This is a genomic window from Bacteroidota bacterium (genome assembly GCA_016715945.1).
Classification (GTDB): domain Bacteria; phylum Bacteroidota; class Bacteroidia; order Bacteroidales; family F082; genus JALNZU01.
In genome coordinates this window covers 1483046-1501430 of sequence record JADJXJ010000001.1, presented here as the reverse complement: position 1 = coordinate 1501430, position 18385 = coordinate 1483046, and the positions used below count along the sequence as shown (strand labels likewise).

General features: G+C 54.6%; 12 protein-coding genes and 1 other RNA gene. 6 read left to right on the top strand and 7 right to left on the bottom strand.

The features are described 5' to 3' along the window. Positions 1-137 precede the first annotated feature (137 nt). From IPM52_05660 to gyrB, 4 genes are all read right to left on the bottom strand, one after another. Positions 138-791, bottom strand: coding sequence for a class I SAM-dependent methyltransferase (locus tag IPM52_05660; GenBank protein ID MBK9291093.1), 654 nt, complete (start codon positions 789-791; stop codon positions 138-140). After that, complete coding sequence (locus tag IPM52_05655; protein MBK9291092.1) at positions 784-1497, bottom strand: murein L,D-transpeptidase catalytic domain family protein; 714 nt, start codon at positions 1495-1497, stop codon at positions 784-786. Before IPM52_05655 ends, IPM52_05660 begins: the two co-directional genes overlap by 8 nt. 25 nt (positions 1498-1522) lie before the next feature. After that, positions 1523-3274 (bottom strand): L,D-transpeptidase family protein, encoded by a 1752-nt coding sequence (locus IPM52_05650; GenBank protein MBK9291091.1) that lies wholly within the window; start codon positions 3272-3274, stop codon positions 1523-1525. Between the two features lie 77 nt (positions 3275-3351). After that, positions 3352-5313 carry a DNA topoisomerase (ATP-hydrolyzing) subunit B gene (gene gyrB, locus IPM52_05645; GenBank protein MBK9291090.1) on the bottom strand — a complete coding sequence of 654 codons (1962 nt, stop codon included), beginning with the start codon at positions 5311-5313 and terminating at the stop codon, positions 3352-3354. Positions 5314-5588: 275 nt separating this feature from the next. Between gyrB and IPM52_05640 the strand changes: the two genes are divergently transcribed. From IPM52_05640 to IPM52_05630, 3 genes are read left to right on the top strand one after another with little or no spacing between them, the layout of a single operon-like run. Continuing rightward, positions 5589-6608: a Fe(3+) ABC transporter substrate-binding protein gene (locus IPM52_05640; protein MBK9291089.1), complete on the top strand. Its 1020-nt coding sequence runs from the start codon at positions 5589-5591 to the stop codon at positions 6606-6608. A 6-nt stretch (positions 6609-6614) separates the two neighbouring features. Continuing rightward, a complete protein-coding gene (locus IPM52_05635) occupies positions 6615-8222 on the top strand; it encodes an iron ABC transporter permease (protein ID MBK9291088.1) in 1608 nt (535 codons plus the stop codon). Positions 8223-8226: 4 nt separating this feature from the next. After that, positions 8227-9258 (top strand): ABC transporter ATP-binding protein, encoded by a 1032-nt coding sequence (locus IPM52_05630; GenBank protein ID MBK9291087.1) that lies wholly within the window; start codon positions 8227-8229, stop codon positions 9256-9258. On the opposite strand, the gene IPM52_05625 is transcribed toward IPM52_05630, so the two are convergent. The 3 genes from IPM52_05625 to rnpB all read right to left on the bottom strand — a co-directional run bounded on the left by IPM52_05625 (position 9255) and on the right by rnpB (position 14432). Further along, positions 9255-10952 carry a TonB-dependent receptor gene (locus IPM52_05625; GenBank protein ID MBK9291086.1) on the bottom strand — a complete coding sequence of 566 codons (1698 nt, stop codon included), beginning with the start codon at positions 10950-10952 and terminating at the stop codon, positions 9255-9257. The genes IPM52_05630 and IPM52_05625 overlap by 4 nt on opposite strands. Beyond that, positions 10949-13957, bottom strand: coding sequence for a tetratricopeptide repeat protein (locus IPM52_05620; GenBank protein ID MBK9291085.1), 3009 nt, complete (start codon positions 13955-13957; stop codon positions 10949-10951). The genes IPM52_05625 and IPM52_05620 overlap by 4 nt, the downstream gene beginning before the upstream one ends. 98 nt (positions 13958-14055) lie before the next feature. Next, positions 14056-14432, bottom strand: an RNA gene (rnpB, locus tag IPM52_05615) — RNase P RNA component class A. A 146-nt stretch (positions 14433-14578) separates the two neighbouring features. Between rnpB and IPM52_05610 the strand changes: the two genes are divergently transcribed. The 3 genes from IPM52_05610 to IPM52_05600 all read left to right on the top strand — a co-directional run bounded on the left by IPM52_05610 (position 14579) and on the right by IPM52_05600 (position 18231). Next, positions 14579-16195 carry an indolepyruvate ferredoxin oxidoreductase gene (locus IPM52_05610; protein MBK9291084.1) on the top strand — a complete coding sequence of 539 codons (1617 nt, stop codon included), beginning with the start codon at positions 14579-14581 and terminating at the stop codon, positions 16193-16195. 29 nt (positions 16196-16224) lie between these two features. Next, the gene (locus IPM52_05605) at positions 16225-16812 is read left to right on the top strand and encodes an indolepyruvate oxidoreductase subunit beta (protein MBK9291083.1); all 588 of its coding nucleotides are present in this window, start codon (positions 16225-16227) and stop codon (positions 16810-16812) included. 147 nt (positions 16813-16959) lie between these two features. Continuing rightward, a complete protein-coding gene (locus tag IPM52_05600) occupies positions 16960-18231 on the top strand; it encodes a peptidoglycan DD-metalloendopeptidase family protein (GenBank protein ID MBK9291082.1) in 1272 nt (423 codons plus the stop codon). The last annotated feature ends 154 nt before the right edge of the window (positions 18232-18385 follow it).

The window sequence follows — 18385 nt, the reverse complement described above, 5'->3', positions numbered from 1 at the left end:
TATTAAATCGCAAAGAATCACTTAAAACCGTTGCGAGAGAAGTGAATCCAGGGCAAAACGGCGGCCTGGCCGAAAACTGATATGGTTCCAGATTGCCACTTTTCAGTATTTTTTCCGTATTGAATTTTGCAAAAAATCTACTTTACAAATTTAATTAGCAGACCATCAATAGCATAGCTTTTAAAACCACACAATTCAGCCACTTTGTACAGGCTGGTTTCGGTGTAAAAAAACAGATGCGTCAGGTCGTTTTTGTAATACCAATTTTTAAAGTCGCCTGTCTCGGGCAGGAGTTTTGTGGTGCAAACCAGTTGTCCGCCCGGCCGGAGCAGGCTGTAAAGCAGGCCGAAGGTTTCGGCAGGGCGGCGGAAATGCTCGATCACTTCGGTGCAGGTGATGTAGTCGTAATTTTCCTCCTCCAGTCGGGTGGATGGCTCGAAAAAAGGGTCATAACCAACGATATTATAGCCGGCTTCCTTTAGCCAGTACATCACCGCCGAAGCAGGGCCGCAGCCAAAATCGAGACCTTGGTGCGACGGGGCGTAGTTTTGCTGGATATAATCAATCACAGGCTGCACCGAGGCTTTGTACCCCGGATTGTGTACGTCGTTCCGGTGTTTGAGGTATCTCTGAAATTCGGCTTCAGCTGAGGGATGATGCCATGCTGGCACAAATACTCCCCCACACTGAGTGCATATGAAAAATACCCGGTCTTTTTGCTTGTGAAAATACACCGAACTTCCTCTGCACAACGGACAGGTGGTGGATTGGTCTGACGTATTTCTAATCAATTGTTTGCGATTTGTTCAATTCGCTAAACTGCTGGGCCACAGGCTGGCTGACCGATTGCAACAGCGCCAGGTATTCCGGATGGTACACAAAGATGAGGGAGCCTTTGGCGGTCAACCGAATGAATTCGGGAACATTTTCATGGGGCAGGGCGGGGCAGCCGTGGCTCCGGCCCAACCGGCCGTGCTGCCGTATGAAATCGTCCGACACATAGTCGGCTCCGTGAATGACGATAGCCCGGTCGAAGGCCCTGTCATTGATGCCTTCTTCAAGTCCCCTTAACCTCAACGACAGGCCATGATTGCCATGATACACCTCGTCCGTCAGATAAAATCCAAGGCTGCTCTGGTGCGAGCCATCACGGTTTGAGAAATGAACGGCCTGGTTTTCGCCTGTCTGCTGACCATGCGCCACAAGGCTGTGCAACAATACTTTACCTGTTGCGGGATCGAAAGCCCAGAGCCTTGGCTCGGTCGAAGGCAGGCTGTAATCGATAAAGGTCATCACAGGGTTAGCGGCCATTTGACCAAACAGCTCATAGCGTTCCAGAAATGCTTGTTTCAGTGCGGGATTGATGCCGTCCGGAAACACGATCTGTGCTGTATTGTCAGGCTCAGGCAGTTCAACCGGAACATATCCTGGTCTTTGCCACCAGGCGGCAGCCATGAGGAGGAATATCAATGCAAGTCGGAATAACTTCTGTTTCATCCCACAAAGTCCCTTGCAAAAATGCTCAATCGGGTTCACTTGATGAAAGCGAACTGCGCTTTTTTTGCTGCAGCGCTGTAAACACTTCTTCGTCGCGGTCGTAAATGTCTGTTCTGTAGGCAATTTGTCCATCGGCAGTGGCCCAGGCGGTCAGATAATAAAGGTACACTCCAGGTTGTTTGCGCAACAATACTGTGCGTTCTGTTCCGCTGTTCATGGCCTGCCGGATGCGTTCGTCGGTCCATTCGGGCTGGTCGTCGAGCAGCAGCCTGGCAAGCTCAAAGGGTTTTTCCACCCTAATGCATCCTGAGCTGAAGGTGCGTTCGTCGCGGGCAAAAAGCTCGCGCGACGGGGTGTCGTGCAGGTAAACATTGTATTTGTTCGGGAACATGAATTTCACCTTGCCCAGTGCATTTTGCGGACCTGGAGCCTGCCGGATGATGTAGCGCATGCCCTCGCGTCTCCAATGGATGGTGGCCGGGTCAACCTGCTGACCACGGGCATTGAATACCAGCATATTCTTCTCTTTCAGATAGTTGATGTTGCGGGCAACAGCCGGAATTACATCTGCTTTTTGAATACCCGGAGGCACGGTCCACCAGGGACTGAAAACCAGGTAGGTAATTCTGGAATTAAAAACCGGTGTGGAGCGGTAGTCTTTTCCGACGATGGTTTTCATCTGCAGCAGGGTATCGTTGCCTGCCATCACGTAAAGACTGAAATCGGCTATGTTCACCAAAACATATCGGGCTTCGAGCGAGTCGGGCAACCAACGCAGGCGCTCCATATTCACATAGAGCTGTTTCAGTCGTTGCTCCGGGCTCATATTGATGGCGTTCAGGGTGAGCCGGCCAATTATTCCATCCTGTTGATAACCAAATATTTTCTGAATTTTTCTGACTGCTTCGGCAGTATGTTCGTCGTAATATTCTGCATTTGCCAAGCTGTCGGGTTCGTAGAGCCCCCAGAGCTCAAGCCGCTGGCGAATACCCGGGAGCAGCGGGTCGGTTTCGCCGGGTTTGATGGCTGTTTGCTGCGGCCTGAAGTTTAGCGCAGGCAAGCCTTTAAGCTGGCTCAGTCTTACAGCTTCCTTCACCATGGCAGGGTAGCCCGGATGTGGCGGAAAAAACTGCTGCATTACCCCGTACGCATCATCGCCTTCGAAGGCCGACAGGCGTTTGTCGAGCTGAAGCTCGGGCCTGTTGCGCTGAATGCCCCACTGGGCCGACAGGTCTTCGGGGTCCACCTTGCCGTTGTAGAGGTGCGAGGCTATCATAAACCAGGCGTCGGAAAGCAGCAGGTCGAGATGGGCCAGGTCAACAGCATCGAAGATGGCAGCGCTGTCGGCCTTCATCTGCGTGAAAAGCTCCGAAGCTTTTGCCAGGTGGTAATCTTCGGCCAGCAGCCCGTGATACCGGGTTTGCCCGATAAACTGAATCATGTTTTCCGCTTTGCGCAGGCTGTCGGGATGCGAAAACCAGAAGGGCTTAAATGCCCGGCTGGTGTAGAAACGCGGAAGCAACACCGAACTGAACAGGGCGCGCTCTTCGACCAAATAGCGTTGGCCGGGCATTCTGTTTTCGAGCACAAAACGGATCTGGTCTGCTGCTTCTTCGAGAGTAGTTGCGAATTGCTCCTCACGAACGCGTTTCAGGCTGTCGGCAAGGCTGAGCCCCGAAGCCGGCGGCTCGTCGGGTTTGGTGCTGAAAAAATCGCAGCCCGAAAAAGTCGTAATCAGTGCAAAGAAGGCGAGGACAAAGAGGTTTCGGTTTTTCAAGGCTTGATCTATTTGGTTCTGAAACAAAGAAAACCTGCCGCAGGGGGCAGGTTTTCATATGAGCTTACTCCCTGGTGTCAGGCGTCGATTTTGGCGTATTTGGCGTTTGCTTCGATAAACTCGCGCCTTGGCGCTACCTCATCGCCCATGAGCATCGAGAACACATGGTCGGCTTCGAGGCCGTTTTCGATTGTCACCTGTCTCAGGGTTCGTGTGGCAGGATTCATGGTGGTTTCCCAGAGCTGTTCGGCATTCATCTCGCCCAGACCTTTGTAGCGCTGGATGTGGATGCCTTTTTCGCTGCCATCGGCCGACCATTCGCGCACGAGCTTTTCGCGTTCTTCGTCGGTCCAGCAATAGCGTTCGTTCTTTCCTTTCCTCACCAGATAGAGCGGGGGCGTGGCGATATAGACGTAGCCCCGTTCGATGAGTTCGGTCATGTAGCGGAAAAAGAAGGTGAGGATAAGGGTCGAGATGTGGCTGCCGTCGATGTCGGCATCGGTCATGATGATGATCTTGTGGTAGCGTAGTTTTTCGAGGTTGAGGGCTTTGCTGTCTTCTTCCGTCCCGATGGTCACGCCCAGGGCAGTATAGATGTTTTTGATTTCTTCACTTTCGAAGATTTTGTGTGGCATGGCCTTTTCCACGTTGAGGATTTTTCCGCGCAGCGGCAGGATGGCCTGAAACCTGCGGTCGCGCCCTTGTTTGGCTGTGCCGCCTGCCGAGTCACCCTCCACGAGGTAAAGCTCGCATTGGGCAGGGTCGCGTTCCGAGCAGTCGGCAAGCTTGCCTGGCAATCCGGAACCTGAGAGCACATTTTTGCGCTGTACCAGTTCGCGTGCCTTGCGGGCGGCATGGCGTGCCGTGGCTGCCAAAATCACCTTGTTGACAATGGTACGGGCTTCCTTGGGGTTTTCTTCGAGATAGTTGGTCAGGTGTTCGCTGACAATCTGATCCACAATACCCATCACCTCGTTGTTGCCCAGTTTGGTCTTTGTCTGCCCTTCAAACTGAGGTTCAGGCACTTTCACCGAGATGATGGCAGTGAGACCCTCGCGAAAGTCGTCGCCGTTGATGTCGAATTTCAGTTTGGCCAGCATGCCCGAGCGCTCGGCATAAGCTTTGAGCGTGCGGGTGAGCCCGCGCCTGAAGCCGGCAAGATGCGTGCCGCCCTCGTGGGTGTTGATGTTGTTTACGTACGAGTGCACATTCTCGGAAAAGCTGGTGTTGTATTGCATGGCAATCTCCACCGGAATGTTGGCTTTTTCGCCCTCGATGGTGATGGGTTCCGGTATGAGCTTTTCGCGGTTTTCGTCGAGGTATTGGATGAAGTCGGCCAGGCCGTTTTCGGAGTAAAAAGTCTCGGAGCGGAAACCATCCTCGGTCTGCTCGCGCTCGTCGGTCAGGACGATGGTAATCCCACGGTTCAGGTAAGCAAGCTCGCGCATGCGGCTGGCCAGGATGTTATAGTCATAAACGGTGGTTGCAAAAATTGAGCCGTCGGGTTTGAAGGTGATTTTGGTGCCGTTCATTCTGGTCTCACCAATCACTTTTACGTCGTGAAGCGGCTGACCACAGCTGTATTCCTGAACGAATATCTTTCCTTCGCGATAAACCTCTGCCCGGAGATGCGTCGAGAGTGCGTTCACACAACTCACGCCCACCCCGTGCAAACCTCCGGACACCTTATAAGAGCCCTTGTCAAACTTCCCCCCGGCATGCAATACCGTCATAACCACTTCCAGGGCTGAGCGGTTTTCTTTTTCGTGCAAGCCGGTTGGAATACCACGGCCATTGTCGAGCACCGAAATGGAGTTGTCGGCATGTATGGTAACTTCAATGCGGTTGCAGAAACCGGCCATGGCTTCGTCAATGGAGTTATCCACCACCTCATACACCAGATGGTGCAGCCCCCGCTGGTTCACGTCGCCAATGTACATGGCCGGACGCTTACGCACAGCTTCCAGGCCTTCGAGTACCTGAATGTTGTTTGCCGTGTATTCGCTGCTGGCAATCAATCTTCTCTGTTCTTCTGTCATCAGGTTATCAATATATTACGATGATCTTTTCCTTTCCTGCAAAGATACGGATTTCGTCTGTTCGTCCGCCTCAGGCAATCTCCCAAAAGCCTTGAGTTATCAACAATTCCGGGGTGCAAACGTGTGCAATTCTCCAATCATCACTTTCCTGAATTGATTGGTCGTATTCCTCCTTCCCAAATGTTTCTGCTATCATTCTCCCAAGCAGGTTGAAGCTGTATTTCGTCTTATTTAGAATGATTCTAATTAACTTTGTGGGCTCTTAGAACAAAAAGATGAAATTGAAGCGAGCTTTTGTATTCTGGATGAGCGGGTTGTTGCTTGCAGCCTGCGAACCGAAGGGTGAGGTGGTCAATGTATATTCCGGCCGGCACTATGCCACCGACGAAGCGTTGTTTGCGCAGTTTACGCGCGAAACCGGTATCAGGGTGAACCTGGTGAAAGCCGACAGCGACCAGTTGCTGAACCGCATTGAGGTGGAAGGTACAAATAGTCCTGCCGACCTTTTTATCACTGCTGATGTCAGCCGGCTTAGCCGGGCAGCGGCTTCGGGACTTCTGGCGCCCTTGCCGGAGGAGGAAGTGCTTTCGAAAGTACCGGCAGTTTATCGCGACACTGAGGGCTTCTGGACCGGACTTACCATGCGTGCAAGGGTAATTGTTTACGCGCCCGACCGGATAAATCCTGAGGCAATCGCCACTTATGAAGATCTGGCCAAAGCGGAGCTTGGTGGCCGGCTTATCATGCGCTCCATTCAGAGTCATTACAACCAGAGTTTGCTGGCCTCGATGCTGCTTTATCAGGGCGAGGAGGCTGCCATGGCCTGGGTCAGAGGCATTGTGGCCAATTTTGCCCGGGAACCTCAGGGCAACGACCGCGACCAGATGAAGGCCATTGCCTCGGGACTGGCGGATGTGAGTGTGGTGAATACATATTATCTTGGTCAGATGCTCAGTTCGGCCAACGAGGAAGAACAAAAGGTGGCAGCTTCCCTGAGGATAGTATTTCCCAACCAGGCTGATCGGGGCACCCATGTCAATGTGAGTGGGGCAGGTTTGCTGCGCAACGCACCCAACCGGACGCAGGCCATCCGGTTGCTGAGTTATCTGCTCGAACGCCGCTCGCAGGAATTCCTGAGTGCCGGCAATTATGAATATCCGGTGATAGCCGAAGCTGAGTGGCCTGAACTGCTTCAGCAATGGGGTATGTTCCGCGCCGATACCATCAACCTGAACAGGCTCAACGACCAACTCGACCGGGCCCTGGTTGTTGCGCGCACGGCTGGTTGGAAATAAGCTGCGATGAAAGCTATCGCAGAACGAAAATTTGGCTTTTGGGTCAGCCTGGCTTTGTTGGCGCTGCTTGCAGGAGGACCTGCTTTGGCTGCTTTGACCGGCTTGTTTGGTAATTCAGGGGCACATTGGGTAGAACTCAGGCAAACTGTGCTGCCTGTTTATTTCCTGAACACCCTGTGGATTGCAGCCGGGGTAAGTGTGTTGAGCCTGGCGCTTGGGCTTGTTCCTGCGCTGGTTTTGCATCGCTACAGCTTCCCGTTTTCGGCTCAGGTGCCCTTGCTGCTGGCGCTCCCGCTGGCCATACCTGCCTACATCAGCGGCATGGCTTATCATGCCATGCTCGATTACACCTCGCCTCTGTACGTGTTTTTGCGAAGCAATTTTGGCCTTCAAACCGGCCCTTACCTTTTTTTTAATCTTCATTCGGTCGGCGGGGTTATTCTGGTGTTTTCATTTTCCTATGCGCCCTATGTTTTCCTGCTTGTCCATGCGGCCATGCGGGCTTTCCCTGCGGCTCAGCTCGAAGTAGCGCGCCTGCTCGGGGCCTCGGGCCGCAAGGTGTTGTTCAGTCTTCTGCTGCCTCACCTTCGCCCTGCACTGGCGGCCGGACTCTCGCTTGTGCTGATGGAAGTGCTCAACGACTATGGTCTGGTGCGCTTTTTTGGTGTCGAAACATTTACCACGGGCATCTTCAACGCCTGGTTTTTGCTGCGCGATCCAGCGGCTGCATTCAGGCTGGCCGGCATGCTGATGCTTATGGCGTTTTTATTGTTGCTGGCCGAGCAATGGAGCCGGGCGGGGCATACCGACCGGACCAAGGGCGGGCATCGTCCCGGCCTGCCAAAAAAACTCCGGGGCTGGAATGCAGGCCTGGCGCTGGCTGTGGCCACACTGCCCTTCGTGCTGGGATTTCTCCTGCCCGTCGCGCAATTGCTGGTCATGCTTTTCGATGCCATCCCGGTGCTCGTACGCTCCGATTTTTTCCGGCTTCTGGCCAACAGCTTGCTTCTTGCACTGGGGGCGGGCCTGGCAGCCACCTTGTTTGCTTTAGCATTGTTGTATTCCGGCAGCAAGCTCAGGTCGCGGTTTGCGCAGGCTTTGGTTTTATTTGCCACCTCGGGATATGCCATTCCGGGAGCGGTGATTGCCATTGGCCTGCTGCAAATCGTTAACATTATGGCATTTACACCATTTTTGTCGCGCCTTTTAGGGTGGTTGCTCACTTCCACCGTTGTCTTGCTGATGTATGCCTATGTGGCAAGATTTGTAACAGCTTCCTGGAACAGTGTGTCGAGCGGTGCCACGCGAATCGGAAGCGGGCAGCTCGAAGCAGCCAGAATTGCCGGTGCACCGGCATGGCTGGTGTTCAGGCAGGTGATCTGGCCCTTTCTCAAGCCTGCAACCCTTGCAGGATTTATCATGGTGAGCATGGACGTGCTCAAAGAGTTGCCGCTGACCCTGCTGCTGCGCCCTTTCAACTTTGACACCCTGGCGGTGAGGGCCTTCGAATTTGCTGCCGATGAGCGCATTGCCGAAGCCTCACCTTATGCACTGCTGATTGTGGTTGCCGGATTCGTTCCTGTGTGGTTGATTCGAAAAAACAAAATGATCTGATCGCATGCTTCAGGTAAATGAAATCGTATTGCGTCTTGGCGGAAACATTATTCTCGACAAGGCGAGCCTCAGCCTGGAGAAAGGGAAAACCCTGGCCCTGGTTGGGGAAAGTGGCAGCGGCAAAACCAGTCTGCTGCGCGTGGTTGCAGGTTTGGAGACGCCTTCGGAGGGCAGCATTCTGATCAACGGCAAACTGGTGAGTGGTTCGGAAAAGCATGTGGAGCCAGCAAGAAGAGGGGTAGGGCTTGTTTTTCAGGACTTTGCCTTGTTTCCACATATCAGTGTGCGCAAAAACATTGAATTCGGATTGAGCCGGTTGGATAGTGTTGCGCGTTCGCGCAGGCTCGAAGCCATGCTGGCATTGTTTCAGCTCGATGGGCTGGCCGATCGCTATCCGCACCAGCTCTCGGGCGGGCAGCAGCAGCGTGTGGCTTTGGCAAGAGCCCTGGCCCCGGCACCCGACCTCCTTCTGCTTGATGAGCCTTTTAGCGGCTACGACCTGCTGCTTCGCGATACGGTGAGGCGCGAGCTGCGCAGCCTGCTTGATGCTGCAGGCACAACCACCGTGCTTGTGACGCACGACCTGCAGGATGCCATGATGATGGCCGACGAAATTGCCATCATGCGCTCCGGTAAGGTGTTGCAGCAAGGCAGCCTGCGCAACCTGGTTCAACAGCCGTCCGACGATTACGTGGCCATGTTTACCGGTGCGGTCAACAAAGTTGACGTCCGTTTCGAGCATGGCAGGTGGGTTAGTCCTTATGGTAGTTTCAGGGCTTGGACCGCCGACCACCCTTCAGATGCCTTGCTTGTGATGCCACCCGATGCGTTGTTGATAGCCCGTGCGGGAGAGGAGGATGTGTTGGTGGCCGAAGTTGTCCGGAGCATGCCTTTGGCCGAGGGTTACCTGGTGTGGTGCAGGCCGCCCAGCGCACAGGCCGGGGAATCATGGCTGAGCCTCAGGCTGGATCATCCGGCCGAAGGCATCCTTCTTCTGGCGCTAAAGAGAGACAAGGTGCGAATATTTCCGCACTAAAAGTTGAGTTTCATGCCGGCCACAAGCTGGGCTCCCTGCACAGGGTAGCGGTCGAAACGCGGATAGCGTTGGTTGAGGATGTTTTCTGCCGTGGCATAAAACCACAGCTGCTCATTGTGGCGGTACTCGGCCCCGAGAGCGATGTCGGTGATATTTTTGAGTTTTTGTGCTGCACCCCCGGCTGCCGGCGCATAGCGTTCGTTCATCAGATTCAGGCCAGCTTTGGCAGTCCATTTCTGGTCAACGGGATACCATCCGTTGAAGACAAGCTGCAGGCCGGGCAGGTGCCACGGTTGAGCCAGGCTGGTCATTTGGTATGTATCCACATGCACCATCATTTCGGCCCGCATCTTATTGCCAGGCTCGTAGCGCAATCCGAATGAGAAGCGGTCGCGGCTCAGATCATCGAACACCGTGGTGTACATGTGCTGAAATGCAGAGGTGGTGTCGGTGATAAAAAATCCCATTTGCTCGGCGGTCATGTGCTCGTACGAAAGGCTGATTTGCAGGCCTTTGGCAGGATTGCCTTTGATTCCTGCCCGGAATTCGAAGGGTATCGTGGTCACAAACGAGGTGTCGGTGCTTCTTAGCCAGGGGTTTTCGGCAAGCTGCATTCTTCTGCTGTGGTGCTCCAGGCGGCCGCCAAACGAAGCAAAGATGTTCATCCTGTCCTGAAAGACAAACAACCTGGCTTCGATCTCGGGAAGCAGATGGAAATAGGTTTTTCCGGCTTGCACCGAGCTTAGTCCCAGTCCTGCCTCAATGCTGTAGAAGCTGCCTTTGAGACCGGCCGCGGGTCGCGCATGGATGGCAAGTGTGGATTTTTCCATGACGGTGTCGCCCTCGGCTGTGTAGGCCATAGATGCGTCAATAAGCACATATTGCGATCCGTCCACTGGCAAAAGATTCATCTGTTTGGATGCACCCCCGCTGAGGGCAAAGGCATGCTCGAAACTTTTGTGCCTGTCGCCGAAAAAATCGAGATTCAGCCCAAGGTAATGGTTTACCGATTCCGGGTCGCGAAACCTTGTTTTCCACCTGGCATCGGCCGAGAACAGGCTGAAGTGCTGAAGGATATTTTTCGCATTGCTGTCGAACAGCGGATAGTCGGCGGGCTTGAATCCATACCAATGGAGGCGGTCGAAATTGTAAGCCAGTCCGGCTTCGATGCTTTGTTCTCCAAGGGCTATTTCGGTGCCCAACCTGGCTTTGTTGTTCATCCAGGCCGAGGGTGCATAGTCGCGTACCTGCGTCCACGAAGAGCGATGGGAGGTTTGCACGTTGAGCGCCACAGTTTTTGAGAGGGCAGAGCTGTGAAAGAAGTCGAACACCGGGCTAAGGTTGGTGCCGGCGCCCAGATTCAGGTGGTTGCGGTAGATGTTTTTCGATTCGTTGAGCTCTGTCTGCACCGGACTGACGGGTTCAGGTTCGATGCGCACTTCCAGACTTTGTTCGACCCTGGTGAGCGGCTGGTCGCCGGCTTGCATGGGGTTGCCAACAGGCTCGGGCAGCAGGGTAATCTTAGTGGCTTCTTTCAGGCTTGGCTGGAAAGTGCCGATGATGGTCACCTGCTCGCGGGTCTGTTGTGCCTCGGCTATAGGGCTGATGCACAGCATGATGCCCGCCAGGGCAATGGGTGTTTTGAGAACTTTGGTTACGAAGGCGCGGGGTGATAACAATGCCAGTGGTTTCATTTCAGCATGTTTAATTTTCGGCGGGCTTCCTGACGCAGGTCTTCGCCCGGATAATTGTCGATTATGCTTTGCAGGGTGGCTTTTGCCTGAAATATGTTGTTGGTTTTCACATAAATATCGGCCAGCAGGATGAAGCCTTTGGCTACCCAGTAGTCGTGGCGCTTGTATTTTTCGGCCAGCTCGAAAATGGTGTTTTCGGCTTCGGTCAGCTGGTTGTTGTCGAACTGGATGCGTGCGATAAGGTAGCATGCTTCGGCGGCCATGACGCCTTGTCCTGAGCGGTGCACTTTGCCAAGTTCTTCGAGTGCATTGCGCGAATTTCCAAGCTCCAGATACGATTTGCCGCTTATATAGCTTGCATGCAGCTTTTGCTCGGGTTTGGCCTGGTCAGCATTACTGAGCAGGCCGGCCGCCCGGAGGGCTTCGTCGTATTTGCCCTCGAAAAAGTGGCTCTTCATTTTGCCTTCAATCGCCTCGAGGCGTTCGCCCTGCTGGCCGCTGCTTTCGTACAGCCTGCTGTAGTAATCGGCAGCCTTGCCGTAGTTGCCGGCATCGTAGTGGTGGCGGGCAAGGTGGAGGAGCGCTTCGCTCAGATAGGGATTATTTGGCACACCGGCCAGAAATTCAAGATGAGGCAATGCCTTGGTGCGGTTGTTGGCGCGCAGCAGGATGCGGGCTTTGTAATAGTTTGCTTTCAGCAGGTAGGCGCCGTTGGGGAATTTTGAAAGATAGTTGTCGAGGGCAATGGAAGCATCGTCGAAACGGCCGTCGGTGTAGAAGTTTTCTGCGGTGATAAAGGTAAGCGAGTCTTGTTCGCTCACCGTGATGCTGCCCATACCAACACTTTGGGCAAATTTGAAGAACTCGTCTATCATGTTGGTTTCCATATAGATAACCTTCAGGGTGTTGAGCGCTTCGCGGGCGTCGGGTGTGCCGGGATAGGTTTCGGCTACCCTGCGCAGGTGTTGTATGGCTTGTTCGGGTTGATCGTTGTTGAAATAGATCAGTCCGGTTTTGAGCATGGCTTCGCGGGCGTAGGCCGAGCGGGGTCTTTCGCGGATCAGCTGGTCAAAATAGGCCAATGCTGCGCGTTTGTCGTTGGTAACCAGGCTGGTGGATGCCATTTCATAAAGTGCCTGGTCGTAATAGGATGAGCGGGGGAATCGCTTGAGCAGCTGGTCGAGTGTGGCAATTTTCTGGTTGTGGCGCGAAAGGGCGCCCTGGGCCAGGGCTTTCTGCATCAGGGCGTAGTCGGCCTCGGCAATGCCGGCATTCACCACGCGATCATAGGCCTCGATGGCTCTCTCGTAGCGTCGCGAGATAAAATGACAATCGCCTGTGCGTAGCCAGGCATCCCAGGTCATGGCGGGGTCGTTGCCCGACATCGAGAGGAACTGACTGAAAGCTTGCAGGGCCTGGTCGTATTGCTTCAGCTGGAAGTGGCTGTAGCCCAGTCCGTAGTGTGCTTTGGCCACAAGCCCTGAGGATTGGGCGTCGCGGGCTGCCAGCATCTGCCTGTACAACCTGACGGCATCCACAAAGTTTTTCTGCTGGTACTTGGTTTCGGCCAGCCAGAACAGGGCAGGGGTGTTGAAGGTGGTGGCCGGTTTCAGGTTGGCAAGACGATTAAAATAGGGTTCGGCTGCTGAGGGATTGTTTTGCCGGAGGTATTCGGCGCCAATGTTGAAAGTGAGCTGTGCGTAGGCCTGGTGCAGCCTGGGATTTCCTGCTTTGTTGCGCTCGAGCGAAGCCAGCGCGGCATCGTAGTTGCGGCCCTGAAGGTATTGTTGCACAAGGAGTTCGCCTGCTTCGGCTGCCCTTGGCGGACTGGCGCTGCTGTTGAGGTATTTTTCGAGCAGGGTAGCGGCTTCGTTGAATGGGTCGGCCTCGGTTTCGAGGCTGAGCCTGGCATAGTTGAGCAATGCATCCACACCGGTTTCGGTGTTGCCGTTTTTGCGATAGGCTGCCAGGAAGGCATTGCGGGCAAATACTTTTTGTCCATTACCCGCATAGGCATGGGCAAGCAGGTAGGCCGCATGGGCAGCAAAGGCTTCTTCGCCCGCAGATGCCTGCTGCAAGTGGCGGATAGCCTCTTTGTAATCCTGCATACCGAGTTTGCACTTGCCGGCCTGATAATGATCTTGGGCCGATAGCTGACGTCTGGGGTTTTTTTCCACCACCGTCAGGTAGCTCAGGGCTTTAGGGCAGTCGTTGCGGCTAAACCATATGTTGGCCATGATGCGGGCAATCTCGGCCTGTTGCCTGCTGTCGGCCGAAGCCATGGCAGTTTCCGAAACGGCTATGGCTTCATCGTACATGCCCTGGCGGTAGAAGAGCTGCAACTCATACACCGGAACGATTTTTCGGTAAGCCGGTTCGTTGCGCAGTCCGGCAAAAAGCTCAAGGGCCTGCTGGTTGTTGGCCAGCGAATAATGCAGGTGTGCCAGCTGGTAGCGTGCCGGAATGGCGTACACACTGCTGGTCTGCAGCACACGCTCCAGCTGGGGGATTGCTTCGCGCACCTGGTTCTGCCTGATCAGGCAGAAACCGGTTTTGTAGTCCAGCTCGGCCTGTTCAAAATCAGGTAGTTCGGAGCGTTTTACCTTTCTGAAAGCTGCCAGGGCCTGGCTGTAGCGTCTTTGGGCAAACTGCATCCGCCCCTCAAGAAAGTCGGCCCGGTGCATCTTGTCGGACCCCCTGGCTTCCTCCCGGAAAAGGTTTATTTCGGCCAGGGCATGCGGGTCGCGGGTTTCTACTGCACACACCAGCAGATAATAGCGCAGGTCGGCATAGCGAAACGCGTGCTGGTCGGTGTATTCCTCGAGCAGTTGGGCAAAGAGCTGCCGGGCAGCACCATAATGCTGCTTCGACAGCAGGTCAACCGCCTGCTGGTAAACGCGCTCCGGTGGCAGGCTGCTTACATGTTGCTGGGCAAAAGCATGGCCGGCTGCAAGCCAGAGATAGAGAATGGTTAATAAGCTGTGGTGGAGAATTTTACGAAGCATTGCTGCGTTTTGGTTCAGGTGCATGTGTAAAGATGAACAAATAAACGCCATCCGTTGAATGATATTGCAACAAAACACGTGCACCCGGGGTGCACGTGTTTTGCGGATGGCCTCATAAGCGGGATTCTGTACCTGGGTTGTCATTTATCTGGGACCATCATCACTGATGGCCTCAAGCGGCCTACCCACCGGCTCGGACGAGCAGCCCTCCCGTGCACCGAAGTACACATCGCCGGTATATTTGGCCTTGCAGCCCACAAGGTTTGCCCCTGCCTGCAGTCGCCTGCCGGCAGCGTGAGCTCTTACCTCACGTTTTCACCCTTATTCGCCAGAGGCGAACGGTTATTTTCTGTGGCACTCGCTGTGACCCTGCCGTCTCCGGCCTGGCCCCTTCCCGTTAGGAAGTGTGGCGCTCTGTGCTGTCCCGACTTTCCTCATCCCGCAATTGCGGAACGCGACAACCGTGACCATCCGCCGCAAATTTACGCAAAAACCATGCCCGGCAGCCCTGCTTCTCAGGACATTGGACGATTATTTAGACTGGTTATGTTTTACGCAAACGATTGTGGGCTTGATTTGAATTGTTAATTTTGTAACATTGAATATATCAGCGCAATCTACATGGAAAAGAAATTGTTGTTGGGCGACGAGGCCATTGCACAGGCGGCCATCGATGCCGGAGTGTCGGGCGTGTATGCCTATCCCGGAACGCCCTCTACCGAAATTATGGAATACGTGCAGGCCTCGCCGGCTGCCCGCAGCGGTACAATTAAGGCATACTGGTCGGCCAATGAGAAGACAGCCATGGAAACGGCCCTGGGCATGTCGTATGCAGGCAAGCGCGCCCTGGTGTGCATGAAACACGTGGGTCTCAACGTGGCAGCCGATGCGTTCATCAATGCGGCCATCACTGGCGCCAATGGCGGACTTGTGGTGCTGGCTGCCGACGATCCTTCGATGCACTCCTCGCAAAACGAACAGGACTCACGGTTTTACGGCAAGTTTGCCCTTATGCCCATTCTGGAGCCTTCCAACCAGCAACAGGCTTACGATATGGTGCGCTATGCCTTCGACCTGAGCGAGTCGCTGGCCTTGCCGGTGCTCATCCGCATCACCACCAGGCTGGCACACTCGCGCGCTGGCGTGGCAACTGCCCCGCCCCGTCCACAAAACGAGCTCAAGCTTCCGGCCAACCTGAGGCAGTTTGTGTTGCTGCCTGCCATTGCCAGGGTGCAATACCGCGACCTGCTCGCCAAACAGGAACACCTGCGCAATCGCTCGCTCAACGATGGTTTCAACGAATACCTCGACGGCCCCGACAAAAAACTTGGGATCATCGCCTGCGGACTTGCTTTCAACTACCTTATCGAAAACTTTGAAAGCGGAGTTGTTCCCTATCCGGTGCTCAAAATAGGACAGTATCCGCTGCCTATCGAACTGGTTCGCAGGCTGTATGCCGAATGCGAAGCGATATTGGTGCTTGAAGACGGATACCCCATGGTGGAAGAACTGTTGCGCGGGCTGCTTCAGCTGGGCAAACCCGTGCATGGCCGGCTCGATGGCGCCCTGCCGCGCGATGGCGAGCTCAATCCTGTGCTTGTGGCACACGCCCTGGGTATGGAAACCCATCGCGGACAAGCTGTTCCTGCCATCGTAAAAGCCAGGCCCCCGCGCCTGTGCGATGGTTGCGCGCATACCGATGCATTTCTGGCCCTCAACGAAGCGCTTCAGGCTTACGGCAGGGGAAGGGTATTCAGCGATATCGGCTGCTATACCCTGAGCGCGCTCGAACCTCTCGAAGCCATCAACAGCTGCGTCGATATGGGAGCTTCCATCACCATGGCCATAGGCGCAGCCGATGCCGGACTGGTGCCTGCCGTGGCTGCCATTGGCGACAGCACCTTCACCCATTCGGGCATGACCGGCCTGCTCGATGCCGTGAACAACAACAGCCCGATTACCGTGCTTATCCTCGACAATTCGACCACAGGCATGACCGGCGGACAAAGCTCGGCAGCCTTTGGCAAGGTCGAAGACATCTGCCGCGGACTGGGCGTGCACGAAGATCACATCCACGTGCTCAAACCCTTGCGCAAACACCACGAAGAAAATGTGGCAATCATCAAAAAAGAGCTTGAATATCAGGGGGTCTCGGTGATCATCCCGCGGCGCGAATGCGTGCAGACCCTCAACAGGAAAGTACGTGAGAAGGCCAAAGCCAGGCAGGAACAGCAGTAATCGGGCACAACAAAGTAAAAAGCACACCTATGAAAAAAGATATCATTCTTGCAGGAGTCGGAGGCCAGGGCATCCTTAGCATTGCAGCATGCATAGGCCTGGCCGCTTTGCGCGAAGGTTTGCAGCTCAAGCAGGCCGAGGTGCATGGCATGAGCCAGCGGGGCGGCGCTGTGCAGTCGCACCTCCGCATCTCCGACCAGCCCATTGCCTCGGATATCATCCCCGAAGGACGGGCAAACATCATCCTGTCGGTGGAGCCAATGGAGGCCCTGCGTTATCTGCCCATGCTTGCTTCCGACGGATGGGTGGTAACCAGCATCAATCCCTACATCAACATACCCGACTACCCGCAGCTCGACGCCATCCTGGCCGAGATCTGGAAATGCAGGCACTATGTGACCGTGGATGCCGACGACATGGCCAAAAATGCCGGTAGCATCAAGGCGGCCAATATGGTTATGCTGGGTGCTGCCTCCCCACTCCTGGGACTGTCGCCTGCCGCACTTGAGCAAAGTGTAACAGAACTGTTCACCGCCAAAGGACAGGCCATCGTTGATCTGAATATCAGGGCATTTCGCGCCGGCAGGGAGTGGGCGCTCAGCCAGATTAAACCCTGAAACCAATTCCTTACCGCATACTCCTGGACGCTTCCGGACTCGGGTTTGATGAACCCGGCGATGCGCCTAAACCTATTTTCAATACCTTTGTAAAGTCGGGCTGAGGCTGCGGATTTATTTAAATGTATTGAAAATAGAATGGATAGGATGTTTGAACTGTTGCGGAAGTCTCCGTTTGTTTTTTCTTTGCTCCTTTTGGTAAGTGTGATGTCCTGTGCGCCTCGAGAGGCTGAGCATGAGGCCCCGGAAGTGCCTGCCGAACCCACTTATATGTTCGATATTCAGGTGGACTCGTTCGAGGTGATACAGGATCAGATTGCCCGCAATCAGTTCCTGGCCGACCTTTTGATGCAGTATAACGTAAGCTATCCGGTGATAGAGCGCCTTACCCGTGCTTACCGCGATACCTTCGACGTGCGGAAAATACGCGAGGGCAACAACTATTTCCTGATGCTCAGCAACGATTCGTTGCGCACACCCCGGTTTTTCGTGTACGAGATCAGTGCTTCGGAATATGTGGTTTACTCGTTGTCGGATTCCATCTACGCTTACCGGGGTCGCAAGCCGGTCGAAACCCGCATCGAAGCCGCCCATGGGGTGATCACCTCCTCCTTGTGGAATGCGCTCGTCAACCAGGGTTACGAGGCAGACCTGGCCGTAAAGATGGCCGACATCTATGCCTGGACCATCGACTTTTTCGGGATTCAGAAAAACGACAGGTTCGAATTGCTCTACGAACGCAAATACATTGACGGGCAGCCTGTGGGTGTGGGCAAGGTGCTATCGGCCCGGTTCGACCATGCGGGTAAGGAACATTATGCCGTTTATTTTGAGCAGAACGGACAGGGCGATTATTTCGACCTGGAAGGACAAAGCCTCAGGCGCGCTTTCCTCAAGGCGCCGTTGAAATACAGCAGGGTGAGCTCCCACTTCTCGCATGGGCGTTACCATCCCATTCTTAAATACGTCCGCCCGCATCATGGGGTGGATTATGCTGCCCCGGCTGGCACTCCAGTCTATTCCATCGGACACGGTGTGGTGACCCGCAAGGGATTTCAGGCCGGAGGTGCAGGCAACTTCCTGTATATCAAGCATAACGCCACATACACCACGGCCTATATGCACCTTCAGAAATTTGCACCCGGCATACAGCAGGGCACAAGGATGTCGCAAGGCCAGCTCATCGGATATGTGGGCAGCACCGGACTTTCGACAGGTCCACACCTCGACTTCCGCTTTTTTAAGAACGGACAGCCCGTGGACCCCTTGAAAGTGGAATCGCCCCCGGCCCTGCCCGTGGAACAGAAATATATAGAACAATTCCGGCAGATTGCACAGGAACAGAAACAGGCATTGGCCAGGGTGCGCGAAGAAATTGAAACCGCAGCAAACAGCACGTCGCCCGGTCAGGAATCCTGAAGGACTCAACTATAAATATTCAGGTGGCTAAAACTGCCGGCGCCAAAGTATGGCTTCCCGCTATGGCGTCCCCTTGCGGTGGGCATCAGCAATGAGATGTGTGATGGGCATATATGCCATAAATCCGGCCTTCCGGAACTATCCTGCATTTTTT